Raw genomic sequence first — 25,191 nt, forward strand, 5'->3', positions numbered from 1 at the left:
TCGCCTTGCAGGCACGAGGTCACCTGCCCCGTGCCAACGCCGCTTGCCGAAATATCCTGCAAGTGGCAGGCCGAGTATATGACACAGAACAAAAAAAATTGATGACGGTCCCGTCGTTGGCCGAATTTTGCTGAACTTACGCCGATACGGCAGACTAAATAGCAGAATACTCACCTGAAAATCACACCCAGGGCACACACCCCATGACCCGTTCCCCCCTGCACCGCCTGATATTCGGCGGCCTGCGTCGCCTGTTGTACCTGTGGGTGCGCTCCGAGACCATCAACCAGTCTTCCATGACCCTCAACCTCGACCGCAGCCGGCCGGTGTTCTATGCGTTGCCCTCGCCCGCGCTCACCGACCTGGCCGTGCTCGACCACGAGTGCACCAAGGCGGGGCTGCCGCGCCCGGTGCTGCCGGTAGCCGTCGGCCCACTGCAGGAACCCGCCGCGTTCTTCTACCTGACCCCCGACCCGGACTGGCTCGGCCGCCAGGACAAAAGCGGCGCCCCGCCCACGCTCGAGCGCCTGGTGGCTGCCGTCAGCCAGCATGCCGAAGAAGATGCGCAGATCATTCCTGTCAGCGTGTTCTGGGGCCAGACCCCGGCCAGCGAGTCCAGCCCCTGGAAGCTGCTGTTCGCCGACAGCTGGGCGGTAACCGGGCGCCTGCGCCGGCTGCTGACCGTACTGATCCTGGGGCGCAAGACCCGGGTACAGTTCTCCGCGCCAATCCACCTGCGCGAACTGGTGCAGCACAACAAAGGCCACGAGCGCACCGTGCGCATGGCCCAGCGCCTGATGCGCGTGCATTTTCGCAACCTCAAGACTGCCGTCATCGGCCCGGACATCTCGCACCGACGCACCCTGGTCAAAGGCCTGGTCCATGCCCCGCAAGTGCGCCAGGCGATTGCCGACGAAGCGCAGCGCGAGAACCTGCCGCTGGCCAAAGCCGAGGCCCAGGCACTGCGCTATGGCAACGAGATAGCCTCGGACTACACCTATACCGCCATCCGCTTCCTCGAAGTGGTGCTCAGCTGGTTCTGGAACAAGATCTACGACGGCATCAAGGTCAACCACATCGAACAGGTGCAGGGTATCGCCCCTGGCCATGAAGTGATCTACGTGCCATGCCACCGCAGCCACATCGACTACCTGCTGCTGTCGTACCTGCTGTTCCGCAACGGCCTCACTCCGCCGCACGTGGCTGCAGGCATCAACCTCAACATGCCGGTGGTGGGTAACCTGCTACGCCGTGGTGGCGCCTTCTTCATGCGCCGCACGTTCAAGGGCAACCCGCTTTACACGGCGGTGTTCAATGAGTACCTGCATACCCTGTACACCAAGGGCTTCCCGGTCGAGTACTTCGTCGAAGGCGGCCGCTCGCGCACCGGGCGCATGCTGCAGCCGCGCACCGGGATGCTGGCCATTACCCTGCGCAGCTTCCTGCGTTCGTCGCGTACGCCAATCGTGTTCGTGCCGGTGTACATCGGCTACGAGCGCGTGCTCGAAGGCCGTACCTACCTGGGCGAACTGCGCGGCGCCAGCAAGAAGAAGGAGTCGGTGTTGGACATCTTCAAGGTGTTCGGCGCACTCAAGCAGCGCTTTGGCCAGGTCTACGTCAACTTCGGCGAACCCATCCGCCTGGCTGGTTTCCTCGACCAGCAGCAGCCCGGCTGGCGTGAACAGGATCACGGTCCGCAGTACCGGCCGGACTGGCTCAACGCCACCACCGCCCGCCTGGGAGAAACCGTGGCCCGTCACCTCAACGAGGCGGCCGCCATCAACCCGGTCAACCTGGTGGCCCTGGCACTGCTGTCGACCAGCCGCCTTGCCCTGGACGAGCGCGCCCTGATCCGCGTACTCGACCTGTACCTGGCGCTGCTGCGCCAAGTGCCCTACTCGCCGCACACCACCCTGCCCGAGGGCGACGGCCAGGCACTGATCGAACATGTGCGCAGCATGAACCTGGTGGCCGAGCAGAAGGACGCCCTGGGCCGCATCCTCTACCTGGATGAAGGCAACGCGGTGCTGATGACCTACTACCGCAACAACGTGCTGCACATCTTCGCCCTGCCGGCGCTGCTGGCCAGCTTCTTCCTCAGCAGTTCACGCATGAGCCGTGAACTGCTGGGCCAGTATGTGCACGCGCTTTACCCCTACCTACAGGCCGAACTGTTCCTGCGCTGGACGCCAGAACAGCTGGACGAGGTCATCGACCAATGGCTGGTCGCGCTGGTGGAACAGGGCCTGCTGCGCCAGGACAACGACCTGTACGTGCGCCCGGCGCCCAGCTCGCGGCAGTTCGTGTTGCTGACCCTGCTCGCCCGCACCATCACCCAGACCCTGCAGCGCTTCTACATGGCAACCTCGCTGCTGATCAACAGCGGGCAGAACAGCCTGAGCGCCGAAGCGCTGGAAGACCTGTGCGTGATGATGGCCCAGCGCCTGTCGATCCTGCATGGCCTGAACGCACCGGAGTTCTTCGACAAGACGCTGTTCCGCCACTTCATTCAGACCTTGCTTCAGCAAGGCGTGCTGCACGCCGACGCGCAAGGCAAGCTGAGTTATCACGACAAGCTCGGCGAGCTGGCCGAGGGCGTGGCCAAGCGAGTACTGTCGGCCGAGCTGCGCCTGTCGATCCGCCAGGTGGCCCTGCACCGTGACGACGGGCTGGAAACTTCGACCCTCTAACGGTTCATCGGTCGGCAAAATCCGCTAAAGTCCGTGGGGTTGGCCACAAGCCAGCTCCAAGGACACCGGAGATTCCATGAAAAAGCTCTTTATGCTGTGTTGCGCATCCCTGCTTGCAGCCTGCTCCAGCCAAACCCCACCCAACCAGGCCAGCCTGGACGGTGAAGTCTTCTACCTGCAGCGCATTGCCCTGCCGCCTGCCGCCACCCTGAGCGTGGAACTGCAGGATGTGTCGCTGATGGACGCCCCTGCCGTGACCCTGGCGCGCCAGGCCGGCCCGGTCAAAGGCAACGTGCCGCTGCCGTTCCATCTCACCTATGACCCCGCGCAGGTCAAGCCTGGCCAGCGCTATGCGGTAAGTGCGCGCATTGAGCTGAATGGCAAGTTGCTGTTCATCAATACCGAACACCACGGTGTCGCGCTCGATGGCAGTGACCCGCAATCGGTACGCATCAAGGTAGATCAGGTTCGCTGATACCCGTACTCATCCGTTTACAAGGAAAGCTTCATGATCCGCACTTCCCTGCGCTTCACCACCCTGTGCGCCGGCCTGCTGCTGTCGGCCAGTGCCCTGGCCCTGTCGCTGGGCGACCTCAGCCAGAAAGATGCCACCGGCGGCCTGAAAGATGCCCTGACCCAAGGTGCGCAACTGGCCGTCAAGCAACTGAGCACCCCAGGCGGCTTCAGCAACAACCCGGACGTGCGCATCGAGCTGCCAGGCAACCTGGGCAAAGCCGCCAAGGCGATGAAGATGTTCGGCAAGGGTGAACAGGTCGAAGCCCTGGAAACCAGCATGAACAAAGCCGCCGAGGCCGCCGTGCCGCAGGCCCAGGCGATTCTGGTGGATGCCGTGAAGAACATGAGCGTGACCGATGCCAAGGGCATTCTCAGCGGCGGTGACGACTCGGCCACCCAGTACCTGAACAAGAGCAGCCGCGAGCAGATCCGCGCCAAGTTCCTGCCAATCGTCAAGCAGGCCACCGACAAGGTTGGCGTGGCCCAGCAGTACAATGCCTTCGCCGCCCAGGCCAAAGGCCTGGGGCTGGTCAAGGATGACGCCAATATCGAGAACTACGTGACCGAGAAGGCGCTGGATGGCCTGTTCGAGATGATCGGCAAACAGGAGCAGAACATTCGCCAGAACCCGGCAGCGGCGGCTACCAGCCTGGCCAAGAAGGTCTTCGGCGCGATGTAGGAGCGGGTTTACCCGCGAAGGGAGGGCTAAGCCCTCCCCCTGCGGCCTTCAGCCCTTCTTCACCCTGAACCACGCCGCATACAACGCCGGCAGGAACAGCAGTGTAAGCACCGTGGCCACGATCAGCCCGCCCATGATCGCCACCGCCATCGGCCCGTAGAACACACTACGCGACAACGGGATCATGGCCAGCACCGCCGCCAGCGCGGTCAGCACGATCGGCCGGAAGCGCCGCACCGTTGCCTCGATGATCGCCTGCCAACGCTCCATCCCCGCTGCTATGTCCTGCTCGATCTGGTCCACCAGGATCACCGAGTTGCGCATGATCATTCCCGCCAACGCAATGGTGCCAAGCATGGCGACAAAGCCGAACGGCTGGCGGAACACCAGCAGGAACAGGGTCACACCGATCAGCCCCAGCGGCGCGGTGAGGAACACCATCACCGTGCGCGAGAAACTGCGCAGCTGGATCATCAACAAGCTCAGGACTACCACGATAAACAGTGGCATACCGGCATTCACCGATTTCTGCCCACGTTCGGAGTCCTCCACCGTGCCGCCCACCTCCAGCAGGTAGCCATCGGGCAGCTTGGCGCGAATTTCCTGCAGGGTCGGCAAAATCTGCTTCACCAGCGTCGCAGGCTGCTCCTGGTCGTAGATATCGGCACGCACGGTCACCGTCGGCAAGCGGTTGCGGTGCCAGATAATGCCTTCTTCAAAGCCGTACTCCAGGGTCGCCACCTGCGACAGCGCCACGCTCTGGCCATTGTCGGTGGGCAACGCCAGGCTGCCCAGATTGGCCAGCTCGCTGCGCTCCTGGAGGGTGCCGCGCAGCAGGATCTCGATCAGCTCGTTGTCCTCGCGGTACTGGCTGACCGTGGTGCCGATCAGCGAGCTTTGCAGGAAGCTGGCCAGGTGCGAAGTGCTCACGCCCAGCGCACGGGCGCGGTCCTGGTCGATTTCGAGGAACACCGCCTTGCTGGGCTCCTCCCAGTCCAGGTGCACGTTCACCACATGCGGGTTCTCGCGCACCTTGTCAGCCACTTCACGGGCCAGTGCGCGGGCCTTCTCGATATGCTCGCCAGTGACCCGGAACTGCACCGGGTAGCCCACGGGTGGGCCGTTTTCCAGACGCGTGACCCGCGCGCGCAGGTCAGGGAACTGCTGGTCCACCGTGCTGATCAGCCAACTGCGCAGGCGTTCGCGGTCTTCCATCGACTTGGCCAGCACCACGAACTGGGCGAAGCTGGCTGCCGGCAGTTGCTGGTCCAGCGGCAGGTAGAAGCGCGGCGAGCCGGTGCCCACATAGGCCACGTAGTTGTCGATACCGTCCTGCTGCTTGAGCAGCGCCTCCAGTTGCTTGACCCGCTCGGCGGTATTGGCCAGCGAGGCGCCTTCGGCCAGCTTCAGGTCAACCATCAGTTCCGGGCGCCCGGAAGCCGGGAAGAACTGCTGGGGTACGAAGCGGAACAGCAGGAGGCTGCCGACAAAAGCGGCAACGGTCAGCAGGATTACCGTCTTGCGCCGCCGTACGCACCATTCCACCAGCCGTCGCACGCGCTGGTAGAACGGGGTGGCGTAGGGGTCTGGCGCATGGCCGTCCTTGCCATGGCGCGCGGCATGCAGCTTGGCCAGGTCGGGTAGCAGGCGCTCACCCAGGTAAGGCACGAACACCACGGCCGCCACCCAAGAGGTCAGCAAAGCGATGGTGACCACCTGGAAGATCGACCGGGTGTATTCGCCGGTGCTGGAGGCCGCGGTGGCAATCGGCAGAAAGCCCGCTGCCGTGATCAGCGTCCCGGTGAGCATCGGGAAGGCCGTACTCGTCCAGGCATAGCTGGCTGCCTTGAGGCGGTCATAGCCCTGCTCCATCTTGATCGCCATCATCTCCACGGCAATGATCGCGTCGTCCACCAGCAAGCCCAGGGCCAGCACCAGCGCGCCCAGGGAAATCTTGTGCAGGCCGATGCCGAAGTAATGCATGGCGGCAAAGGTCATGGCCAACACCAGCGGAATGGCCAGCGCCACCACCAGGCCAGTGCGCAGGCCCAGCGAGAAGAAGCTCACCAGCAGCACAATGACCAACGCCTCGACCAGCACCTGCACGAACTCGCCCACACCGGCCTTGACCGCCGCCGGTTGATCCGAAACCTTGCGCAGCGCCATGCCGGCAGGCAGGTTATGCGCCAGGCGCTCGAACTCGCCTTCCAGGGCCTTGCCCAGTACCAGGATGTCGCCACCGTCTTTCATCGAAACCGCCAGGCCAATGGCATCCTCGCCCATGAAGCGCATGCGCGGTGCAGGTGGGTCGTTGAAGCCACGGTGCACCTCGGCGACATCACCAATCCGGAAGGTGCGATCACCCACGCGAATGGGGAACTGGCGGATCTGCTCGACACTGTCGAAACGCCCGCTCACGCGCAGTTGCAAGCGCTCGCTGGGCGTCTCGAAGAAACCGGCGGTGCTCACCGCGTTCTGCTCTTGCAACGCCTTCTGCACGGCTTCCAGCGGCACGCCGAGGGTGGCCAGCTTGAGGTTGGACAGCTCGATCCAGACTTTCTCGTCCTGCAGGCCGATCAGCTCGACCTTGCCCACATCCTTGACCCGCTGCAACTGGATCTGGATACGGTCGGCGTAGTCCTTGAGCACCGCATAGTCAAAGCCTTCGCCAGTCAGCGCATAGATATTGCCGAAGGTGGTGCCGAACTCGTCGTTGAAGAACGGGCCCTGGATCTCCGGCGGCAAGGTGTGGCGAATGTCCGCAACCTTCTTGCGGATCTGGTACCACAACTCGGGGATGTCCTTGGAGTGCAGCGAGTCGCGGGCCATGAAAGTAACCTGCGATTCGCCGGGGCGAGAGAACGAGACGATTCTCTCGTACTCACCGGTTTCCATCAGCTTCTTTTCGATGCGCTCGGTCACCTGTCGCGACACTTCTTCAGCGCTGGCGCCTGGCCACAGGGTGCGGATGACCATGGCCTTGAAGGTGAATGGCGGATCCTCGCTCTGGCCAAGCTTGGTGTACGACATGGCGCCAATGACGGCCAGCAGGATCATCAGGAACAGGACGATCTGGCGGTTGCGCAGCGCCCAGGCAGAAAGGTTGAAACCCATCGGGACTTACTCCTTGGCCGTCAGGTTCACTACACGGTTGCTGCGGTCAACGGGGCGTACCTCCTGGCCCTCGCGCAGTACATGGCCACCAGCGGCAACCACCCAGTCACCCGGGTCCAGGCCTTCGAGCACCGGCACACTGTCGCTGCCATAAGCCCCCAGGCGCACGGTCGCCCGCTCCAGGCGGCTTTCCTTGTTCACTCGCCAGACATAGGCCTGACCGTTTTCCGCAGTCACGGCCGACAGCGGTACCGCCAGCGGGATCAGCCCGTCCTTGGCGATGAAAACCCGGGCGCTCTGGCCCAGTTCAGCCGGTACGGCGGACGTGGTAAAGGCGATGCGCGCCGCGAACGTGCGCGAACGCGGGTCGGCGGCCGGTGACAGCTCGCGAATGCGCCCCTGGAAACGCGCCTGCGGGTGCGACCACAACTCCACGCTCACCGGTTGGCCCACAGCGAAGCGGGCGAACTGCTGCTCCGGCAGGCCGATGGCTACTTCTCGCTCGCCATCGGCGGCAAGGGTAAACACGGTCTGCCCGGCGGCGACCACCTGGCCCACTTCAACCTGGCGCTTGGCAATCACCCCGGCCTGCGGCGCACGCAATACGGCATATTCGGCCTGGTTGCCCGCCACCTCGAACTCGGCCTTGGCCTGCTTCAGACGGGCAAGGCCGGCGCGGTAGAGGTTTTCGGCGTTGTCGAACTGGGAGTGGCTGACCATCTGCCGTTCCAGCAGCTTCTGATAGCGGTCGCGTTCGGCGCGCACCAATGCCAGGTTGGCCTCGGCAGCCGCCAGCTGGGCGCGGTTGGCTTCAAGTTGCAGGCGCACGTCCTGCGGGTCCAGTTCGGCCAGCGGCTGGTCGGCCTTGACCCGCTGCCCCTCCTCCACCAGACGCTTGCTGACCTTGCCGCCAATGCGGAAGGCCAGCTCCGGCTCGAAGCGCGCGCGCACTTCGCCGGGGTAACTGTCGGCAGCGGCTTCGGCCGGCTGTGGCTGCACCACCAGCGCCGGGCGCGGCGCGGCGGGTGGGGCGGCTTCCTGACCACACGCCGCCAGAAGCAGGGCAGCGGCGGCGGGCAGAGCGATGGACAAGGCATGGCGCAACATGATGAATCCTTTCGCGGAGTGCACATTTAATATTTGTACTGGCTGGTATATTAAATCAGCGCAACGATGCCGGGAAGGGCATGCTCTGGCTTTTCGACGACCTGGCTGGAGCCCTCTGGCGCCGGTGAGATCAAGCGGCGGCTGAACGCCCACCCTGTCGATCAACTGAACGCTGGCAGGCCGCAGGTAAATGTGAGCTAGGTTTAGCCGTATCGCGGCTGACCCGTTAAGATGGGGATTCTTAAACCAGATGCAGACCACAATGCTCAACGACGCACCCATCGGCCCGGGCCGGCCCAAGGACCTGGCCAAGCGCGAGGCGATTCTCGAAGCGGCCAAGGCGCTGTTCCTCAGCCTTGGCTATGCCAACACCAGCATGGATGCGGTCGCTGCGGCGGCAGGTGTTTCAAAGCTCACCGTGTACAGCCACTTCACCGACAAGCAGACCCTGTTCTGCTCGGCGGTCATGGCCACCTGCCAGATCCAGTTGCCTGACTTGCTGTTCGAGTATCCCGAGGGGGTGCCGGTGGAAGACGTGCTGCTGACCATTGCCCGCAACTTCCAGGCGCTTATCAGCAGTGACGAAGCGGTCAAGCTCAGCCGCCTGATCATGGCCCAGGGCAGCCTGGACCCGAGTTTTGGCGAGTACTTCTACGAAGCCGGGCCCAAGCGCGTGCTCGCAGGCATGGAAGCGCTACTGCGCGGGGCACATGAGCGCGGACTGCTGCGCATCGACAACCCATTGAGGGCGGCGGAGCACTTCTTCTGCCTGGTCAAGGGGGCGCCAGATTACCGCTTGCTGCTGGGTTGTGCGGGGCCGCTGGAGGGAGATGAGGCCGAAGCACATGTGCGAGAGGTGGTAGCAGTATTCTTGCGGGCTTTCCACCCTGAAAACACCTGTCACGTCCCCCTGTAGGAGCGGGTTTACCCGCGAAAGGGCCGGGCCTGCCGGCCAATTCCCACCTGCCGTTCACCGTTTCCGCCGCCACCGTATTCGCGGGTAAACCCGCTCCTACACACTGATCGGTGTTGGACACAGGCCATTGTAGGGGGCCTTGTGTCGCGATAGAGGCGCACAACGGGCCATATTCACCAATCAGCCGAACCTGTTTAACCAATGCGCCTACCTAGCATTTCTGCCAGTAGCCAAACAGAAAAACTCCCGGTAGGTTCATATCTAACTCATTAATATGAACGCACCACCATGCCAGCGCACAGACTGATTTTGTTCTATAAGGATAATAAGCTTTCAACCTGGTATACAGGGAGTACTCACCAGACATTGCTCAGCGCCAATAACTGGAATCTAAGCGAAACGACAAATACCCCTCCACAAGTACGTCTATTGGCCACCGACGCACAAGAATCAACAGTCAGCATTGGCTCGAAAAGCCAGAGAAACATCAACTACAGCCCTTACGGCAATGACAATTGCCCGCCTACCAACCCCTTACTATCTCGATTCACAGGCCAGAACTGGTTACCCTCTGCCATAGGCTACTTACTGGGCAATGGTCATCGCCTGTTCAATCCAGGACTGATGCGCTTTCACAGTCGAGACAACTTGTCACCCTTTGAAAAAGGGGGGATCAATGCTTACGCCTACTGTGAAAATGACCCTGTAAACAAATCGGATCCCAGTGGAATGTACTCCTTGGTGAAACTTATACTCGGCGGTTATAAGGCAAAAAACATAATACCCCGTCTGGATCAAGAGAACCCAAATCTTACAAAACGAGAATACAGAATACTCAAAGAGCACATTGACTATCAAAAATATAAAGCAAGTGCCGAGATACAGGCGAGCTCCAGCACTTTGAGAAAGAAAGGTGAAGAAAGATCTTTGAACGCTGCCCTCCAAGAGTCAAAATTGACAACGCTGGTACTGGAAAAGGTCGAAGGCAAGAAGTCGCGATATGTCACCCCTACCTCCTTCTCTCCCTTTATAATACCTAGTGAGCCATCGCATACGTGGCCAAAAATCAGCTCACCATCGCCAACCTACCTCGACTTCACAGGCAATTACATTGATCCAAAAGCGTATGCAATCCGAACACAATTATTAATCTGGAATTGATAAGGCTTATTCAAAAAACCCTATCAGTTTTTCAACGCCTTCTTCGGATAAATGTCATACCGGCTCGACTTACCCTCAAGGCTATGGCTCGGCTTCGGCCCGTCGATGATCGGTGCCTTGCGCGGGCGTTTCACCACCACCCGGTGGCTGGCCAGCGCCAGGGCGGCTTCGAGCAGGGCCGGGGCATCCAGGTCATCGCCCACCAAAGGCCGGAACACGCGCATTTCCTTTTTCACCAGGGCGCTCTTGTCACGGTGGGGGAACATCGGGTCGAGGTAGATCACCTGCGGCGCCTCCCCTTCCCAGGCGCGCATGCGCTCGATGGCGTTGCCGGTCAGCAGACGCATGCGCCCGACAATCGGGCCCACTTCTTCGTCCGCTCGCGCCCGCACCAGGCCGTCCTCCAGCAGCGCGGCAATCAGCGGCTGGCGCTCGATCAGGGTCATCTGGCAGCCAAGGCTGGCCAGCACGAACGCGTCCTTGCCCAGCCCCGCCGTGGCATCCAGTACCTGCGGCCGGATACCTTGGGCAATGCCCACAGCCTTGGCGATCATCTGCCCGTTGCCACCACCAAACTGGCGGCGATGCGCAGCCTGGCCTTCGACGAAGTCCACACGCACCGGCCCAGGCGCCTGCGGGCCCAGTTGCTGAATCTGCAAGCCGTCGGCGCCCACCTGCACCGCGAAGGCGGCGGTATCGTCCTGCAGCGGCAGGCCCAGGCGTTCAGCCCACGCCCTGGCCTGTTGCGCATACTCAGCTGTCATCGCCTCGACCCTGATACCCGTGCCTTGCTCTTCCATCGTTCACACCCGAAAAATCAAACCAAGCCCTTAATGAATCGGCAGCCACGGCCGATACAGGCAATATCCCGCTATTCTGCCAGAGCACAGCGCGCACGACTGCCATGTCAGATACTCTTCCCATCGGCTTGACCTATTTGTCGCCTGTCGGCAACTACAGTCAGCACAACACCCAGGCACTCGGGGGCGTCAGCCACCTGTGGCAGGATTTCTTTGCCCGGGCGATGGCCGAGCAGCAGGAAGAGCCCGTAGACGGCATCAGCCAGTCGTTCGTGCAGTACGACCAGGACAGCGGCGAACCCATCGGCGGGGCCCGTGCCCTGGCGTTGATCGACGCCCAGCGCGCCTGCCCGGTGCACGACACCATCGTGGCGCCGCCCGAACCTTTGTTTCTGCCCAAGGCCGAGCTTGAAGCCAAGCTGCTGCCGCCCGCCCCCGAGCCGTTCAGCGCCATGGAACTGATCGAGCAGCAGCGTCAGCTCGACATCAACAACAGCTGGCTGCGCCCGGTGGTGATGAACCAGGGTCAGCCGATCGCCGAACCCGGCCCTGGCCCCACGCCACGGTCACTGTTCCTGCCCATCGCCGAGCTGGAAAGCAACCTGCTGGACCCGGCCCCGGAACCGTTCGACGACGCCACCCTGGCCAAGCAGCAGAATGACCTGGCGTTCGACATCCACTGGGCGCGCCCAGTGGTGCTGAACAACGTGCGCGCGTACGCCTGAGGCTAACGACAGATCTGCCAGCGCCCCATGTCCAGGTGAAAGTGGTTGCGGTGCGCAGCGTTGTAATCCGGCCCCAGTACCGTGCTGAAGCTCTCGCAAGCGGCCTGCTGCACCTGACGCAAGAATTCCGCCTTCTGCCCGCCCGCCTGCCAGTCACGCGCCAGGATAATGCGCTGGCCGTCCTTCAGGCGAAAACCGCTGATGTCCAGCGCATTGGCCGTGGCGTGCTGGCTCAAACTGCCCTGCTTGCGGTGGTAGACGTTGCGGCAGGCAAAGCTGCCCAAGTGATCGACCTGCGTCACCGGTTGCCCAAACACCTCCTGCGCCGCCGGCTGCAAGCCATGGTTTTCGAACAGTGCATAGGCCACCGCCACCGGGCAACTGGCCAGAAAGCTGCTGCTCAGCCGCGCCTGGCCGCCCTCGATGCGCCATACGTTCTGCAGCGGGCAGTTGGCCGACGCCGGGCTGTCGGCTTGTGCCCGGTAACGCAGGTGGCTGGTTTCCAGCGCCTGCCGGCACAGCGTTGGGTCATCGCGTAGGCGCGACAGTTTGTAGGGGGTCAGCAGGTTGGGCGGCTGGCGTACGTCCAGCGGCGCCCAGGGGTTCCATGTGGCAGGCAGGCTCCAGCCGAAGTGCCAGGCCAGGCCGGCCACCGTCAGCAGGCCGGCCAGTAGCGCCAGCAATGCCCTCATCAGCGGCGGAACAGGTCGTTCAGCTGGGCAAACGGCTTTGCCTGCTCACCGTAGCCGAACGTGCCCTCATCGCGAATTTCCTGCGCCGCCTGGTAGAAGGCCCCGAGTGCAGCACGGGCCAGCGACGAGCCAACGCTGACGCGGCGCACGCCCAGGTCCTGCAACTGGTTGACGCTCAGCGGCACGCCCGCCATGCCCATCAGCACATTCACAGGGCGCGGTGCGACTGCCTGCACCACGGCACGGACTTCCTCCACGGTGCGCAGCCCGGGGGCGTAGAGCACGTCGGCACCGGCTTCGGCATAGGCTTGCAGGCGCAGGATGGTGTCGTCGAGGTCCATGCGTCCGTGCAGCAGGTTTTCTGCCCGGGCACACAAGGTGAACGGGAATGGCAGGCTTCGCGCAGCCTGCACAGCGGCGCGCACGCGCTCCACAGCCAAGCCGAAGTCATAGATGGGCGCATCGCTGCGGCCACTGGCATCTTCGATGGAGCCGCCCACCAGGCCAATTTCGGCGGCACGCAGAATGGTCTGGGCACAGTCTTCGGGCAAGTCGCCAAAGCCGTTTTCCAGATCGGCGGCCACCGGCAGCGCGGTGGCATCGACGATCTCGCCGGCATTGTCCAGTGTATCGTCCAGGCTCAAGGCGCCTTCGGCGTCTGGCCGGCCCAGGCTGAAGGCCAGGCCTGCACTGGTGGTAGCCAGCGCCTCGAAACCCAGGCTGGCGAGCAACTTGGCGGAGCCGGCATCCCACGGGTTGGGGATGACGAACGCGCCGTCGCGCTCGTGTAACGCCTTGAAGGCCTCAGCTCGCAGGGTTTGCACATCCATGGTTCAACCTCCGGCAGTCAGGGAAAGGTCAGAGTAGCCCCAATTGTTCGACCTCAGGGGCGCGCGGCAATTCCGGCAAAGGTGCCAGGCCCGGCAGGCGTGCCATCAGGCGTTGATGGAAACGCTGGGCCAGCGCCGCAGCCAGGCGATTGTCCGAGGTGTGCAGGAAAATATAGGGATTGCGGCCTTCTTCGATCCAGGCGGCGACTTTTTCTACCCAAGGGCTAAGGAAGGTGTGATTGGCCTCCAGTTCAGGATGACCAATGAAGCGAACCTGCGGGTGCTGGCTGAAGGCTGCCGGCCGCGGAGGCACCTTGGGCTTCTTCGACTGCGCATGCAGCACGGCAGGGTCGCGCGAGGTGCAACTGAACAGCGCACGTGGGTCGAGACAGATGCGCTCCACACCGCGTTCGTGGAGCAGGCGGTTGAGCAGGCGTTCTTCGTCACCCTTGGCAAAAAAGGCCTGGTTGCGCACTTCCACAGCCACGGGCACGGCAATCTGATCAAGGAAGTGACAAAGCTCACCCAAGCGCGCCGGGCCGAACTGGGCCGGCAACTGCAGCCAGTAGGGTGATACGCGCCGGCCCAGCGGGGCCATCAGCCGGGTGAAGTCGAAGGCAGGCTCAAGCTGGTCTCGCAGGTCGCCTTCATGGCTGACATCCCGCGGAAACTTGGCAGTGAAGCGAAAGTGCTCGGGCATGACCTGCGCCCAGCGGGCAATGGTGCCGGGAGCGGGACGTGCGTAGAAAGTGGTGTTGCCTTCGACGGCGTTGAACACCTGGCTGTAGAAGCCAAGCATTTGGTTACTGTTGGCGTCAGCGGGGTACAGGTAGTCGCGCCAGGCGTTTTCGCTCCACGACGGGCAACCGAGAAAGTAAGGCAGTGGTAAGGGGTTCATCCATCAAATGTACAGGTCGAGCCCCAGTACTTCCATGTCCCAGTCAGTAAAGCCGGCAGTGCTCAGGTAGCTGGCCAGTGCGGTGGCGGTGCGGCGGTCACGGGCGCGAGGGAAAACCATGTCCTGCTGGCGGACTGGCAGTCCACCACCAGGGCGGCGGGCGGTGGCTTCCTGCGGGGCAGCTTCTGCCTCCTCGATCACCTCGGCATCGTCGATGGCCTCGTCACGCACCGCTGCTTTGCGCGAGGTGCGCTTGAGCGGGTAGGACTGCGATGAGAAACCGTCGATACGCATGGCATGAGCACTCAGGACCAATGATGGCAATTTAGCAGCATCAGGGTTCCGTCGCTAATGCTTGAGTGATAACTGGACCACAGATCGCGCAAAAGGTTTTAGCGTGTTCGGCGATAACCGACGAACAGCACTCAGTGTTTCTTGGGCGTGGCTACATTATCGCGCAGATAAACCGGTTGCGCCTGCTCGGCGACGATTGCCTCGCCACGGGCCCAGGCAAAGGTGGCCAGGCTGAGAATGTCCAGAGCATTGGGCAAGGCAGCCGGGTTGCTCGCCGCCACCTGTACCGCCAGGCGATCGGCATAGCCCCACCCGGTACCGGCACCGAACCACTCGCCATTGCTGCCTGCCGGCAGCGCCACCTGCTCGGGCGGCAACACGGCTTCACGGCCGACCAGGCGCATTTCGCCCGCTGTGGCCTGGTAGCAGCCCCAGTAAACCTCATCCATGCGCGCATCGATGGCAGCGGCCACCTGCTGCACGCCATGCTCGCGCAATGCACCCTGGGCCAAAGCGGCCAGGTTGGACACCGGCAGCACCGGGCGTTCGAGGGCGAAGGCCAGGCCTTGCACCACACCGATGGCAATACGCACGCCGGTGAACGCGCCCGGGCCACGGCCAAAGGCAATGGCATCCAGCGTATTCAGTGCCACGCCAGAGTCGGCCAGCAGTTGCTTGATCATCGGCAGCAGCTTCTGGGCATGCATGCGCGGGATCACCTCGTAGTGGCTGGTCACCTTGCCGTCATGCAGCAGCGCGACGGAACAGGCTTCGGTGGCGGTATCCAGGGCCAGCAGGGTGGTCATCGAACGGGTATCCAGGTGCGAATGAAAAAGAGCGGCAGTATAGAGCAGCAGCGGCGTTGTGTCCTGAGGGGGCGCTGTGCGGCCTACAAACGACAACGGCCCGCAAGCGGGCCGTTGTCGAGGTGCGTCAGGCGCCGGATCAGCTTAGGGCTGCCAGGACCTTGGCGGTGATGGCTTCAACCGAGCCGACACCTTCGATGTGGCTGTACTTCGGCTTGCCGCCATTGGCAGCCGACAGCTTCTGGTAGAAATCCACCAGCGGCTTGGTCTGGCTGTGGTAGACCGACAGACGATGGCGAACGGTTTCTTCCTTGTCGTCGTCACGCTGGATCAGGTCTTCACCGGTCTCGTCGTCCTTGCCTTCCACTTTCGGCGGGTTGTACTGAATGTGGTAGGTACGGCCCGAGGCCAGGTGCACGCGGCGGCCAGCCATGCGGCCGACGATTTCCTCGTCGTCCACGGCAATTTCGACCACGGCATCGATGTCGACACCGGCAGCGACCATGGCTTCGGCCTGTGGGATGGTGCGTGGGAAGCCGTCGAACAGGCAGCCGTTGGCGCAATCAGGCTGAGCGATGCGCTCCTTCACCAGGCTGATGATCAACTCGTCGGAGACCAGCTGGCCGGCATCCATGACTTTCTTCAGTTCCAGGCCCAGCGGGGTGCCGGCCTTGACGGCGGCACGCAGCATGTCACCGGTGGAGATCTGTGGAATACCGAACTTTTCGGTGATGAACTTTGCCTGAGTACCTTTACCGGCCCCGGGAGCTCCCAGCAGAATTACGCGCATCTTGTGCTCCTCAAATTTTTGTATGAAATTCAATGGATTCGGCGACCAGGGCCAAGTCCGGATAATCGGGTATGACCATAAATCGGTCAGAAGGCTGCTCAAGATACACAGCGCCCGGCAGCCAGACAAGCGTCCCAAAGTTGCAGGAATGCGCCACTTGCGGCTGACCGGGCAGGCGGTTGCGCCTGGCGCAACCGCCCTCCCCGTCATTGTGCCGGGCCTGTATGGCCGTCACCAGACATGACCCGGGCTTGCCCTTAGCCGGTGTTGCGCAGCCCGGCGGCAATACCCGCCACGGTCACCAGCAAGGCCTGCTCCAACGGGCTGTCCAGAGCGGCTTCGCGGCTGCGCGAGCGGGCCAGTAACTCTGCCTGCAGGCGGTGCAACGGGTCCAGATAGGTATTGCGCAGGCTAATGAATTCCAGTGTCTCGGGGCTGTGCGCCAGTAGCACCGGCTGCCCGGTCAGACCCAGCACGACCTGGCATGACTGCGACAATAGGTCGCGCAGGTGCGCACCTAAAGGACGCAAGTGCGGTTGCACCAGACGTTCGTCGTAGGCCTCGGCAATTTGCGCATCCGCTTTGGCCAGTACCATTTCCAGCATGTCGATTCGGGTGCGGAAGAACGGCCATTGCTCGCGCATTTGCGCCAGCAACTCCCCTTGACCACGGGCCAAGGCATTGGTCAGCGCCGTTTCCCAGCCCAGCCAGGCCGGCAGCATCAGCCGGGTCTGGGTCCAGCCGAAGATCCACGGGATGGCCCGCAGGCTTTCGATGCCCCCGGCGCGACGCTTGGCCGGGCGGCTGCCCAACGGGAGGCGCCCCAGCTCCTGTTCTGGCGTCGACTGGCGGAAGTACTCGACGAAATCGGGATTCTCCCGTACCACGCTGCGGTAGGCCTGGACACCATCGGCGGCCAACTGGTCCATCACTTCACGCCAGGCCGGCTGCGGGGGCGGTGGTGGCAACAGCGTGGCCTCAAGCACGGCGGCCAGGTACAGGTTGAGGTTTTGCTCGGCGATGCCCGGCAAACCGAACTTGAAGCGAATCATTTCACCCTGCTCGGTGGTGCGGAAACGCCCCGCCACCGAACCCGGTGGCTGCGACAGGATCGCAGCATGGGCCGGACCGCCGCCTCGCCCGACCGTACCGCCACGGCCGTGGAACAGCAGCAGCTCGACCTGATGCTCGGCACAGATACGCACCAGGTTTTCCTGAGCCCGGTACTGCGCCCAGGCAGCAGCGGTGGTGCCGGCGTCCTTGGCCGAATCGGAGTAGCCGATCATCACTTCCTGCGGGCCGCGCAGGCCCGCGCGGTAGCCCGGCAGGCCAAGCAGGCGCTGCATGACCGGGCCGGCGTTGTCGAGGTCGGCCAAGGTCTCGAACAGTGGCACCACACGCATGGGGCGGGTCAGGCCGGCTTCCTTGAGCAACAGTTGCACCGCCAATACATCCGAGGCGGCACCGGCCATGGAGATGACGTAAGACCCCAGCGAGGCGGCCGGCGCAGCGGCCACTTCCCTGCAGGTCGCCAGCACTTCGGCGGTGTCCGCTTGCGGCTTGAAATGCGCAGGCAGCAGGGGCCGGCGGTTTTTCAGCTCGGCCTGGAGGAACGCGATGCGCTGCTCCTCATCCCAGTCGGCGTAACGCCCCAGGCCCAGGTAATCGGTTATCTCGGTCAGCGCATCACGGTGGCGGGCAGCGTCCTGGCGTACGTCCAGGCGGCCCAGGAACAGGCCGAAGGTCACCGCACGACGCAAGCAGTCGAGCAGCGGCCCCTCGGCGATCACGCCCATACCGCATTCGTGCAGTGACTGGTAGCACAGCTCCAGCGGCGCGATCAGCTCGCGGTTGTCCACCAGCACGTCGGCACCGGCCGGTTGGTTGCTGGTCAAGGCCGAATGCGCCCATGCGCGTGTCGCACGCAGGCGGTCGCGCAGTTGCTTGAGCACAGCGCGGTAGGGTTCGGCACTGTCGCCAACCTGTTTGCGCAGGGCGTCGTTGGCCTGCTGCATGGACAACTCGGCGGCCAGTGCATCGATGTCGCGCAGGAACAGGTCGGCGGCCATCCAGCGCGCCAGCAGGAGTACTTCGCGGGTGACAGCAGCCGTTACATTGGGGTTGCCATCACGGTCCCCACCCATCCACGAGGCAAAGCGGATCGGCGCGGCCTCCAGCGGCAGGCGCAGGCCAGTGGCCTCCAGCAGGGCCTTGTCGACCTTGCGCAGGTGGCTGGGGATGGCATGCCACAGTGAATGCTCGATCACTGCGAAACCCCACTTGGCTTCGTCTACCGGCGTAGGCCGGGTACGGCGGATTTCCTCGGTGTGCCAGGCCTCGGCGATCAGCCGGCGCAGGCGCTCGCGCACTTGCTGGCGTTCTGCCGGGGTCAGGTCACGATGGTCCTGTGCGGCCAGTTGGCCGGCGATCGCGTCGTACTTCTGGATCAGCGTGCGACGGGCCACTTCGGTGGGATGTGCGGTGAGCACCAACTGGATATCGAGCTTGGCCAGTTGCCGGGCCAGGGCATCGTTGCTGTGGCCGGCCTGCTTCAAGCGCCCCAGCAGCTCGGGCAGTACCTGCGCTTCGAATGGCTCGGGCTGGTCGGCGTCACGGCGGCGGATCAACTGGTACTGCTCGGCCATGTTGGCCAGGTTGAGGAACTGGTTGAAGGCCCTCGCTACGGGCAGCAGGTCTTCTTCGGCCAGGTCCGCCAGGGTCGAGCTCAGCTGCTCACCCGGGCCGCGACGGTCGGCCTTGGCACTGTGGCGGATGTCCTCGATTTTCTGCAGGAACGCATCGCCATGCTGTTGGCGAATGGTTTCGCCAAGCAGTTCACCCAACACATGGACATCTTCACGCAAACGCACATCGATATCGGTCATTGGCGCTCTCTCCGTTGCATCCCTATCAGCCTCAGCGCGCCCTGTGCAGGAGCGAGCGGTATCCCCCAAGAGTGCCCACAGCCGAGCGACGATGGCAAGCCGTGATCGGCCAAACCAAACTAAAGTGAAAGCACAGCACTCCCATGCAGTGCAGCCTTTCCAGGCGTCAACAGAGGTCATCATGAAAATCCGTGAACTCGCCCAGCACTGGGAACAGAATGCCGCCGGTACCCTCAGCCGTACCGGTCATGTCCTGCACCTGGACCTGGAGTCCGAAGCGCGCCTGGCCGCGCTGATCGACATGTACCCCAAGCGCACCGCCGAAGAACTGCTCGGCGAACTGGTCGCCGCCGCCCTTGAAGAACTGGAGGCCAGCTTCCCCTATGTACAGGGTCGCCAGGTCATCGCCACCGACGAAGAAGGCGACCCGTTGTACGAAGACGTTGGTCCTACGCCGCGCTTTCTCTCCCTGTCCCGCCAGCACCTGCACAACTTGAGCAACGCGACCGTCGACAGCGACAAATAATCCTGCGCGCCAGCATTCCGGGCCTGCTCAAGGCCCGGAATACCGCTCCATCCTGGGAAAGTTCCAGGCAAATCGCACTGACCGATCAGTCAGAAATAGTTATCCGATCACGGCGCTTTTTTCTGAACTATTCGAAAAACCTTCGAGTCGGAGCCAATAGCCATCACGCTAAAACCCTGCACACTGCCCTCGTGCACCGTTGAACTGAAGCGCGCGGTTATGTCAGGGATTGAGCGATGGACTGCTACGGACATCGTCGTTATCAGGAGTGATCCAATGGAGCTGACCACCATGAAGACCCGCACTAGCCAACTGTCATCCACTCATGTGCGCGGGTTCAAGCTGGCCGCGCTGGCGCTGGGCAGTAGCCTGGTCCTGGCCGGCTGTGCGGGCAATCCGCCCACCGAGCAGTATGCCGTTACCCAGTCCGCCGTGAACTCCGCCGTCAGCGCTGGCGGTACCGAGTTCGCCGCCGTGGAAATGAAAGCGGCTCAGGACAAGTTCAAGCAAGCCGAAATCGCCATGCACGACAAGAAGTACGACGAGGCCAAGCGCCTGGCCCAACAGGCCGAGTGGGATGCACGCCTCGCCGAACGCAAGGCCCAGGCAGCCAAAGCCCAGAAGGCCGTGCAGGATGCCCGCCAGGGCGTTCAGGACGTACGTGAGGAAGGCCTGCGCAGCGTTCAGTGAGCCCTGCCCCGCCAACCTTAGCCTTCGCACACGATCAAAGGATGAACACTATGCGCAAACACGTCATGATTCCCGCCCTGCTGGCCCTGAGCGTCGGTCTTGCTGCCTGCTCGCACGATCCGAATGCCAATCTGGAAGCGGCCCGCACCAACTTCTCCTCGCTGCAGAGCGACCCGCAAGCGAGCAAAGTCGCGGCACTGGAGACCAAGGACGCCCAGGACTGGCTGAACAAGGCCGACAAGGCCTACATGGACCGTGAAGACGAGAAGAAAGTCGACCAATTGGCCTACCTGACCAACCAGCGCGTCGAAGTGGCCAAGCAGACCATTGCCCTGCGCACCGCCGAAGCTGAACTGAAGAATGCCTCGGCCCAGCGCGCCCAGGCCAAGCTGGATGCCCGCGACGCGCAGATCGCCAAGCTGCAGGACAGCCTCAACGCCAAGCAGACCGACCGCGGAACGCTGGTAACCTTCGGCGACGTGCTGTTCGACTTCAACAAGGCCGAACTCAAGAGCAGCGCTTACCCGAACATCACCAAGCTGGCCCAGTTCCTTCAGGAAAACCCGGAACGCAAGGTGATCGTCGAGGGCTACACCGACAGCGTCGGCTCGGCCAACTACAACCAGACCCTGTCCGAGCGCCGTGCCAACAGCGTGCGCATGGCACTGGTGCGTGCCGGGGTAGATCCGGCGCGTATCGTTTCCCAGGGCTATGGCAAGGAGTACCCGGTAGCGGACAACTCGAGCAACTCGGGACGTGCGCAGAACCGTCGGGTGGAGGTGACCATCTCCAACGACAACCAGCCGGTGGCACCACGCTCGGTGAGCCAGGTTCAGCGCTAAGGCTGGCTAGCTGAAAGGACAAGCCCCGCGATCGACGCGGGGCTTTTCTTTGTTCGCCGATAATGTTGTGCCGCCTGTGAGATCGAGCGCCGCCCGCGCGGCGCATCGCGAGCAAGCTCGCTCCTACATCTGTTTCGGGCCAATTATTCCTGTGGGATTTGCGCGCGAACGCCTTGGCGCATGGCGCGATATCGCGTCGTACAAACAAGGCGGTCGCGCGCGTCTGTCACAGGCGTAACTGGCCCGAAACTGATGTAGGAGCGAGCTTGCTCGCGATGCGCCGCGCGGGCGGCGCTCGATCTCGCGGGCGCCAAAAATGCTGCGCCGAACACTCACTGCACCTGCTGCGGTGTTTCCTCGCCCATGCAGCGCACCGCGCGCTTGCGGTTGTCCACCAGCACGCCGGTCAGGCCTTTCTGCTGGGTGTCGAACAGCACCAGCACGCCGTCGACGCACTGGGCCACTTGCGGCGCCGGGTCCAGCGATACCTTGTAGTCCTCGCCGGGGATGGTCTTGAGCATGGTGAAGTCCTGCAGCAGCAGGGCATCTTCGGGCTTGGCGAAATGCAGGTAACCGTAATACCACAAGGCCCCCACCGTCACGATGATGCTGCCGACGCCGGTCAGGATCAGCGGGATGGCGTTGCGTTCTTCACTCATTGCTTGTTCTTCTCGTCAGGGAAATTGGGCACTTCGGCAAGCCGCCGCAGGCCGTTGAAATGGCTGGGATCATCGAGGAACCGCAGCATCACCTGGCGCCAGGTAGGGTCGGCGAAGGTCTGCACGTGCCCCCCTCGGGTCAGTTGCAGCACCCGCGGTGGTGGCGCGTGCTGATACAGGCGGATGCCGTTGTCCATCGGCACCAGGTTGTCGTCGATGCTGTGGAAAAACAACTTGGGCGGGCTGCTCAATCGCTCGATCGAGCGGATCGCGCTGTCGCCGTCCGGCACCAGCCACGACAGCGGAACCTGCAATGGCCAGGTCATCCAGGAGGTGCTGAGCGCAAAGCGCCCCACCGCGCGGTAACTGGCCGGCACACCATCGAACACCAGGGCGCTGAAGCGCTGACGCTGCTCGGGGTGGGCCGCCAGGTAATGAATGGCCATGGCACCGCCCAGGCTCTGCCCCAGCAGTGCCAGCGGCTTGCCCTTGACCTCGGGCGCCTGCTGCAGCCAGGCCATGGCTGCAGCAATGTCCTGGTACACCTCCGGCAGGCTCGGCTGGCCCTGAGACAAGCCATAGCCGCGGTAATCGATCATCAGCACCTGGTAGCCCTGCTTCGGCAGCCAGTAGCTACCCCCCAGGTGCCCTGGCAGGTTACCGCCGTTGCCGTGAAGGTGCAGCACCGTGCCCTTGACCTCGACCCCGGCCTTGGCTGGCAGCCACCAACCGTGAAGGCGGATGCCATCAGCAGTGGTCAGCGTGACATCGCGGTATTCCAGCTTGGCACGCTCAGGGGTGAAGGCCTGACCACGCTCGGGGTAGAACAACAGGCTGCTGCAGCCGCCAAGGCTCAGCAGGGCCAGGCCGAGGACGAGCAGGCGGCAGTGCTCAGAGAATGTTCGCGTAGTCGGCTTCAATGCGATCCAGGCTCAGGTGGTTGAGGAAGTTGGAGAAGCACATCCAGGCCGACAGCGCACTCAGGTCGCGGAACTGTTCAGGCAGGTACTTGGGCGGCTCGACCAACCCTTCCTCAACCAGTTGGCGCAGGGTGCGCATGTCTTCCAGGGTGGTCTTGCCACAGAACAGCAACGGGATCTGTTCCAGTTTGCCCTTCTTCACGGCCAACTGAATGTAGTTGTAAACCATGATGAAGCCCTTGAGGTAGGACAAGTCCTTGGTGAATGGCAGGCCGTTGGGCACCGAGCCGCGGAACACCCGGCTGGCGTTGCTGTAGCTCTGCGCCATCTCAAAGCCCTGCTCGCGGAAGAAACCGTAGACCTGCATGAAGTCTGCGCCCTCCTCGACCATGTGGATGGCACGGGTGCGGTTGGTGAGCTTGCGCAGGCGGCTGGGGTAGGAGGCAAAGGCGATCACCTCCATGAGAATCGCCAGGCCCTCCTGGGTTACCGTCGACGAGGGCGGGCCCTTGGCCAGGAAGGTACAGATCGGCTGGTTCAGGCCATTGAGCGTGGTACCGACGTGCACCAACCCTTCGTGCACCTCCAGGGCGCGCACATCGCGGGCGTTGAACATGGCATCGGCACGCACCTTGATGTAGTCGGCACCGGCTGCGGCGTCGGCGACGATACCGTCGGACTCGAACACGCGAATGGTACCTTCGGCCTCGCCGAACACGTTGTTCAGCCGGTGCTGGAGGATCTCCACCGCCTCCTTGGCGGTGAGATTCTTTGGCTCATCCTTGAGGTCACCACGGCCATCGATGTTGTTCAGGTAGTCCGACAGCATCAGGCCAAGGTCGGCCAGGGTCGGGTCACCGGCGTGGAAGGCATCCGAGGCGGCGCCGTACAGCTCCTGGGAGATCAGGCCGAAGTCCTCGGTACCGCGCGCTTCGAGCATGCGAACCACCATGCGGTATTCGCGGCACATGCGCTTCATGATCTGCCCGACCGGGTTGAACTGGCCCAACTGGCGAATGATGTCGCGCTCGATGCCCTGGAACTCGGCCTTGACCGCGCTGGAGTCGAACGACAGCGGGCGCGACTGGTAGTAGGCGCGATCAACCGCCGGCGGCTCCTTGCCCTTGGCCTTGAGAAAGCCCTGGCGGATGTTGTCGTCCCACTTCACCGCGTCAAGGACCCGGATCGGCGTCTGTGCCGCGACGATGCGGTCGGACAGGGCGCGGATGGTTTGCTGGTATTCGTCCACCGGGAACTCCTTTCTAGTACACGAAACCTGTACCGGCCTCTTCGCGGGCAAGCCCGCGAAGACGCCAACACGGTCATTTGCCCGAGCGCTGGAACCGCGCCACTTCGACGAACAGGTCGGAGTTGGCCGGGTCGTCCAGGTAGGCCAGCACCCGCGCCGCCGGGCTGTCGATCAGCACGCCGTCGCCGTTGTCCTCCGGCACTTCGGTACTACGACCGCTCAGTTCCTTCTTGTCCACCGCCTGCTGTACCTGCTCGACATCCAGGTTGTAGACCACCAGTTCCTTGCCATCGACGATATCGAAGCCGCCAATCAGGAAATTGCCACCCAGGCGCTTGGGCACGCCGGCCGACAGGTACCAGCGGTTGCCGTGGCGTGACACGGTGAACACGTATTCTTCAGGGGCCTTGCCCTTGGCCGTGGCCACCGCCTTGTAGGCGTCGCCACCGCTACGGCTGATCACCAGTTTCAACGGTTCCCCCCAGGCGTCCTTGCTGCTCCACTTGCCGAGCAAGGCCTTGGGCGCTGCCTGGTTGCTGGGCAAAGGCTCATGGAAGGTCACCAGACAACCGCCCAGCAGCAGGAATGACAAAGTCAACAACACCACACGCCAGGCTCTCATCAGGTTCTCCTTGAAAAGGTCGTTCTCGGCTCAGGCCGATGCCAGCACCAGCTGCAGGTATCGGGTAAGCATAGCGAGCATCTGCCCATCGGCTTGCGCATTCGCTTGCTTGAGCAGGCCTTGATATTCCAACTGCTCGATAATCGCCGTCAACATCTGTGCATCCTGCTCCGGCTGCCGCGAACCCACGACCTGCAGCAATTGCCGGGTGCCGTGCAGCAGGATCTGCTCATGAGCGCACACCAGCTCAGCCAGTCGCGGGCACAGCAATGCTTCCTGGCGGAAAGCCTGCTCGGCCATCAGGAAGTCACGGCGGTTCAGCAGTTGCCGCTGAACGTAATCGGCAGTCATGCGCGCCACGTCGTCAGCCAGCCGCGCCCGTGCCTGCGGGCTGCCATCGCCCTGTGCCAGCAACTGGCGCAACACCACCTCGGTATTGGCCCACAGCTTGGCCATGTAGGCCGCACTGCGCTCGACGTACTGGGCAAAGGTATCGGTGAGCAGGTCCTCGATGTCCTTGAAGTAGTAGGTGGTGGCCGACAATGGCACGCCGGCCTCGGCGGCCACTGCCCGGTGGCGCACACCGCGCACGCCATCGCGCACGACAATGCGCATGGCGGCATCGAGAATCAACTGGCGACGCTGTTCGCTGCCTTGGCGGGCAGTCTTGCGGCCTTGGTATTGCACGCTTTCGGCGACGGCGGTGGCGATGCCGGCGGCGCCTTGGTCAGGCATGGCGGGTGTCACGGGGGATACCTCATGGGGGTGTTTCGTCAGTGC

The 25,191-nt window shown here is 63.1% G+C and carries 24 protein-coding genes; 9 read left to right on the forward strand and 15 right to left on the reverse strand.

What is annotated here, in order from left to right; all coding sequences use genetic code 11:
* The first annotated feature begins 203 nt into the window (after positions 1-203).
* The 3 genes from plsB (at position 204) to ACF8FB_RS22150 (ending at position 3,885) form a co-directional block, all read left to right on the forward strand.
* Positions 204-2,690 (forward strand): glycerol-3-phosphate 1-O-acyltransferase PlsB, encoded by a 2,487-nt coding sequence (gene plsB, locus ACF8FB_RS22140; protein ID WP_392511985.1) that lies wholly within the window; start codon positions 204-206, stop codon positions 2,688-2,690.
* A gap of 76 nt (positions 2,691-2,766) precedes the next feature.
* Complete coding sequence (locus tag ACF8FB_RS22145) at positions 2,767-3,165, forward strand: YbaY family lipoprotein (protein ID WP_392511987.1); 399 nt, start codon at positions 2,767-2,769, stop codon at positions 3,163-3,165.
* A 33-nt stretch (positions 3,166-3,198) separates the two neighbouring features.
* Entirely contained in the window at positions 3,199-3,885 is a 687-nt protein-coding gene (locus ACF8FB_RS22150) for a DUF4197 domain-containing protein (RefSeq protein ID WP_392511989.1), read from the forward strand.
* A 48-nt stretch (positions 3,886-3,933) separates the two neighbouring features.
* Here the strand turns inward: ACF8FB_RS22150 and ACF8FB_RS22155 are convergent, their stop codons facing one another.
* Positions 3,934-6,999 carry an efflux RND transporter permease subunit gene (locus ACF8FB_RS22155; protein WP_392511991.1) on the reverse strand — a complete coding sequence of 1,022 codons (3,066 nt, stop codon included), beginning with the start codon at positions 6,997-6,999 and terminating at the stop codon, positions 3,934-3,936.
* A 6-nt stretch (positions 7,000-7,005) separates the two neighbouring features.
* Positions 7,006-8,106 (reverse strand): efflux RND transporter periplasmic adaptor subunit, encoded by a 1,101-nt coding sequence (locus ACF8FB_RS22160; protein WP_392509286.1) that lies wholly within the window; start codon positions 8,104-8,106, stop codon positions 7,006-7,008.
* Between the two features lie 250 nt (positions 8,107-8,356).
* Here ACF8FB_RS22160 and ACF8FB_RS22165 point away from each other — a divergent pair, with 250 nt between their 5' ends.
* Both ACF8FB_RS22165 and ACF8FB_RS22170 read left to right on the forward strand, forming a co-directional pair.
* Entirely contained in the window at positions 8,357-9,022 is a 666-nt protein-coding gene (locus ACF8FB_RS22165) for a TetR/AcrR family transcriptional regulator (protein ID WP_392509287.1), read from the forward strand.
* A gap of 366 nt (positions 9,023-9,388) precedes the next feature.
* Positions 9,389-10,183 (forward strand): RHS repeat-associated core domain-containing protein, encoded by a 795-nt coding sequence (locus tag ACF8FB_RS22170; protein WP_392511993.1) that lies wholly within the window; start codon positions 9,389-9,391, stop codon positions 10,181-10,183.
* 23 nt (positions 10,184-10,206) lie between these two features.
* Here ACF8FB_RS22170 and ACF8FB_RS22175 read toward each other — a convergent pair whose 3' ends face one another.
* Entirely contained in the window at positions 10,207-10,983 is a 777-nt protein-coding gene (locus tag ACF8FB_RS22175) for a class I SAM-dependent methyltransferase (protein ID WP_392509289.1), read from the reverse strand.
* Between the two features lie 104 nt (positions 10,984-11,087).
* Here ACF8FB_RS22175 and ACF8FB_RS22180 point away from each other — a divergent pair, with 104 nt between their 5' ends.
* Positions 11,088-11,708, forward strand: coding sequence for a hypothetical protein (locus ACF8FB_RS22180; protein ID WP_019752422.1), 621 nt, complete (start codon positions 11,088-11,090; stop codon positions 11,706-11,708).
* A gap of 2 nt (positions 11,709-11,710) precedes the next feature.
* On the opposite strand, the gene ACF8FB_RS22185 is transcribed toward ACF8FB_RS22180, so the two are convergent.
* The 7 genes from ACF8FB_RS22185 to ppc form a co-directional block, all read right to left on the reverse strand.
* A complete protein-coding gene (locus ACF8FB_RS22185; RefSeq protein ID WP_392511995.1) occupies positions 11,711-12,400 on the reverse strand; it encodes an extensin family protein in 690 nt (229 codons plus the stop codon).
* Positions 12,400-13,230, reverse strand: a complete 831-nt coding sequence (locus ACF8FB_RS22190; RefSeq protein WP_392511997.1) for an oxaloacetate decarboxylase — start codon at positions 13,228-13,230, stop codon at positions 12,400-12,402. The genes ACF8FB_RS22185 and ACF8FB_RS22190 overlap by 1 nt, the downstream gene beginning before the upstream one ends.
* A gap of 28 nt (positions 13,231-13,258) precedes the next feature.
* A complete protein-coding gene (locus tag ACF8FB_RS22195; RefSeq protein ID WP_392511998.1) occupies positions 13,259-14,128 on the reverse strand; it encodes a DUF72 domain-containing protein in 870 nt (289 codons plus the stop codon).
* 3 nt (positions 14,129-14,131) lie between these two features.
* Positions 14,132-14,422 carry a hypothetical protein gene (locus ACF8FB_RS22200; protein WP_350298653.1) on the reverse strand — a complete coding sequence of 97 codons (291 nt, stop codon included), beginning with the start codon at positions 14,420-14,422 and terminating at the stop codon, positions 14,132-14,134.
* Positions 14,423-14,553: 131 nt separating this feature from the next.
* On the reverse strand, positions 14,554-15,228 hold the full coding sequence (gene tsaB, locus ACF8FB_RS22205; RefSeq protein ID WP_010952598.1) for a tRNA (adenosine(37)-N6)-threonylcarbamoyltransferase complex dimerization subunit type 1 TsaB: 675 nt from the start codon (positions 15,226-15,228) through the stop codon (positions 14,554-14,556).
* Between the two features lie 139 nt (positions 15,229-15,367).
* Entirely contained in the window at positions 15,368-16,018 is a 651-nt protein-coding gene (adk, locus tag ACF8FB_RS22210; protein ID WP_004575467.1) for an adenylate kinase, read from the reverse strand.
* 257 nt (positions 16,019-16,275) lie between these two features.
* Positions 16,276-18,903: a phosphoenolpyruvate carboxylase gene (gene ppc / locus ACF8FB_RS22215; protein ID WP_104962445.1), complete on the reverse strand. Its 2,628-nt coding sequence runs from the start codon at positions 18,901-18,903 to the stop codon at positions 16,276-16,278.
* A 181-nt stretch (positions 18,904-19,084) separates the two neighbouring features.
* Here ppc and ACF8FB_RS22220 point away from each other — a divergent pair, with 181 nt between their 5' ends.
* The 3 genes from ACF8FB_RS22220 (at position 19,085) to ACF8FB_RS22230 (ending at position 20,961) form a co-directional block, all read left to right on the forward strand.
* Positions 19,085-19,429 (forward strand): hypothetical protein, encoded by a 345-nt coding sequence (locus ACF8FB_RS22220; protein ID WP_021785939.1) that lies wholly within the window; start codon positions 19,085-19,087, stop codon positions 19,427-19,429.
* A 276-nt stretch (positions 19,430-19,705) separates the two neighbouring features.
* Positions 19,706-20,119 carry a DUF4398 domain-containing protein gene (locus ACF8FB_RS22225; protein ID WP_185280023.1) on the forward strand — a complete coding sequence of 138 codons (414 nt, stop codon included), beginning with the start codon at positions 19,706-19,708 and terminating at the stop codon, positions 20,117-20,119.
* A gap of 50 nt (positions 20,120-20,169) precedes the next feature.
* On the forward strand, positions 20,170-20,961 hold the full coding sequence (locus tag ACF8FB_RS22230; protein WP_020190165.1) for an OmpA family protein: 792 nt from the start codon (positions 20,170-20,172) through the stop codon (positions 20,959-20,961).
* Between the two features lie 332 nt (positions 20,962-21,293).
* On the opposite strand, the gene ACF8FB_RS22235 is transcribed toward ACF8FB_RS22230, so the two are convergent.
* The 5 genes from ACF8FB_RS22235 to ACF8FB_RS22255 all read right to left on the reverse strand — a co-directional run bounded on the left by ACF8FB_RS22235 (position 21,294) and on the right by ACF8FB_RS22255 (position 25,146).
* Positions 21,294-21,620 carry a hypothetical protein gene (locus ACF8FB_RS22235; protein WP_003252219.1) on the reverse strand — a complete coding sequence of 109 codons (327 nt, stop codon included), beginning with the start codon at positions 21,618-21,620 and terminating at the stop codon, positions 21,294-21,296.
* Complete coding sequence (locus ACF8FB_RS22240; protein ID WP_392512001.1) at positions 21,617-22,540, reverse strand: alpha/beta hydrolase; 924 nt, start codon at positions 22,538-22,540, stop codon at positions 21,617-21,619. Before ACF8FB_RS22240 ends, ACF8FB_RS22235 begins: the two co-directional genes overlap by 4 nt.
* Positions 22,512-23,789: a flavohemoglobin expression-modulating QEGLA motif protein gene (locus tag ACF8FB_RS22245; RefSeq protein WP_003252215.1), complete on the reverse strand. Its 1,278-nt coding sequence runs from the start codon at positions 23,787-23,789 to the stop codon at positions 22,512-22,514. The genes ACF8FB_RS22240 and ACF8FB_RS22245 overlap by 29 nt, the downstream gene beginning before the upstream one ends.
* A 73-nt stretch (positions 23,790-23,862) precedes the next feature.
* Positions 23,863-24,411 (reverse strand): hypothetical protein, encoded by a 549-nt coding sequence (locus ACF8FB_RS22250; RefSeq protein WP_104962446.1) that lies wholly within the window; start codon positions 24,409-24,411, stop codon positions 23,863-23,865.
* Between the two features lie 30 nt (positions 24,412-24,441).
* Positions 24,442-25,146 (reverse strand): TetR/AcrR family transcriptional regulator, encoded by a 705-nt coding sequence (locus ACF8FB_RS22255; protein WP_019437363.1) that lies wholly within the window; start codon positions 25,144-25,146, stop codon positions 24,442-24,444.
* Positions 25,147-25,191 lie beyond the last annotated feature (45 nt).

This window comes from Pseudomonas sp. yb_2, assembly GCF_043103905.1.
In the GTDB taxonomy this organism is placed as follows: domain Bacteria; phylum Pseudomonadota; class Gammaproteobacteria; order Pseudomonadales; family Pseudomonadaceae; genus Aquipseudomonas; species Aquipseudomonas alloputida.

What these genes read in the sequence shown, in the direction of transcription:
- plsB (WP_392511985.1), top strand. Translation starts at nt 204, where the DNA reads ATGACCCGTTCCCCCCTGCACCGCCTGATATTCGGCGGCCTGCGTCGC.
- ACF8FB_RS22145 (WP_392511987.1), top strand. Translation starts at nt 2,767, where the DNA reads ATGAAAAAGCTCTTTATGCTGTGTTGCGCATCCCTGCTTGCAGCCTGC.
- ACF8FB_RS22150 (WP_392511989.1), top strand. Translation starts at nt 3,199, where the DNA reads ATGATCCGCACTTCCCTGCGCTTCACCACCCTGTGCGCCGGCCTGCTG.
- ACF8FB_RS22155 (WP_392511991.1), bottom strand. Translation starts at nt 6,999, where the DNA reads ATGGGTTTCAACCTTTCTGCCTGGGCGCTGCGCAACCGCCAGATCGTC.
- ACF8FB_RS22160 (WP_392509286.1), bottom strand. Translation starts at nt 8,106, where the DNA reads ATGTTGCGCCATGCCTTGTCCATCGCTCTGCCCGCCGCCGCTGCCCTG.
- ACF8FB_RS22165 (WP_392509287.1), top strand. Translation starts at nt 8,357, where the DNA reads ATGCAGACCACAATGCTCAACGACGCACCCATCGGCCCGGGCCGGCCC.
- ACF8FB_RS22175 (WP_392509289.1), bottom strand. Translation starts at nt 10,983, where the DNA reads ATGGAAGAGCAAGGCACGGGTATCAGGGTCGAGGCGATGACAGCTGAG.
- ACF8FB_RS22180 (WP_019752422.1), top strand. Translation starts at nt 11,088, where the DNA reads ATGTCAGATACTCTTCCCATCGGCTTGACCTATTTGTCGCCTGTCGGC.
- ACF8FB_RS22185 (WP_392511995.1), bottom strand. Translation starts at nt 12,400, where the DNA reads ATGAGGGCATTGCTGGCGCTACTGGCCGGCCTGCTGACGGTGGCCGGC.
- ACF8FB_RS22190 (WP_392511997.1), bottom strand. Translation starts at nt 13,230, where the DNA reads ATGGATGTGCAAACCCTGCGAGCTGAGGCCTTCAAGGCGTTACACGAG.
- ACF8FB_RS22195 (WP_392511998.1), bottom strand. Translation starts at nt 14,128, where the DNA reads ATGAACCCCTTACCACTGCCTTACTTTCTCGGTTGCCCGTCGTGGAGC.
- ACF8FB_RS22200 (WP_350298653.1), bottom strand. Translation starts at nt 14,422, where the DNA reads ATGCGTATCGACGGTTTCTCATCGCAGTCCTACCCGCTCAAGCGCACC.
- tsaB (WP_010952598.1), bottom strand. Translation starts at nt 15,228, where the DNA reads ATGACCACCCTGCTGGCCCTGGATACCGCCACCGAAGCCTGTTCCGTC.
- adk (WP_004575467.1), bottom strand. Translation starts at nt 16,018, where the DNA reads ATGCGCGTAATTCTGCTGGGAGCTCCCGGGGCCGGTAAAGGTACTCAG.
- ppc (WP_104962445.1), bottom strand. Translation starts at nt 18,903, where the DNA reads ATGACCGATATCGATGTGCGTTTGCGTGAAGATGTCCATGTGTTGGGT.
- ACF8FB_RS22220 (WP_021785939.1), top strand. Translation starts at nt 19,085, where the DNA reads ATGAAAATCCGTGAACTCGCCCAGCACTGGGAACAGAATGCCGCCGGT.
- ACF8FB_RS22225 (WP_185280023.1), top strand. Translation starts at nt 19,706, where the DNA reads ATGGAGCTGACCACCATGAAGACCCGCACTAGCCAACTGTCATCCACT.
- ACF8FB_RS22230 (WP_020190165.1), top strand. Translation starts at nt 20,170, where the DNA reads ATGCGCAAACACGTCATGATTCCCGCCCTGCTGGCCCTGAGCGTCGGT.
- ACF8FB_RS22235 (WP_003252219.1), bottom strand. Translation starts at nt 21,620, where the DNA reads ATGAGTGAAGAACGCAACGCCATCCCGCTGATCCTGACCGGCGTCGGC.
- ACF8FB_RS22250 (WP_104962446.1), bottom strand. Translation starts at nt 24,411, where the DNA reads ATGAGAGCCTGGCGTGTGGTGTTGTTGACTTTGTCATTCCTGCTGCTG.
- ACF8FB_RS22255 (WP_019437363.1), bottom strand. Translation starts at nt 25,146, where the DNA reads ATGCCTGACCAAGGCGCCGCCGGCATCGCCACCGCCGTCGCCGAAAGC.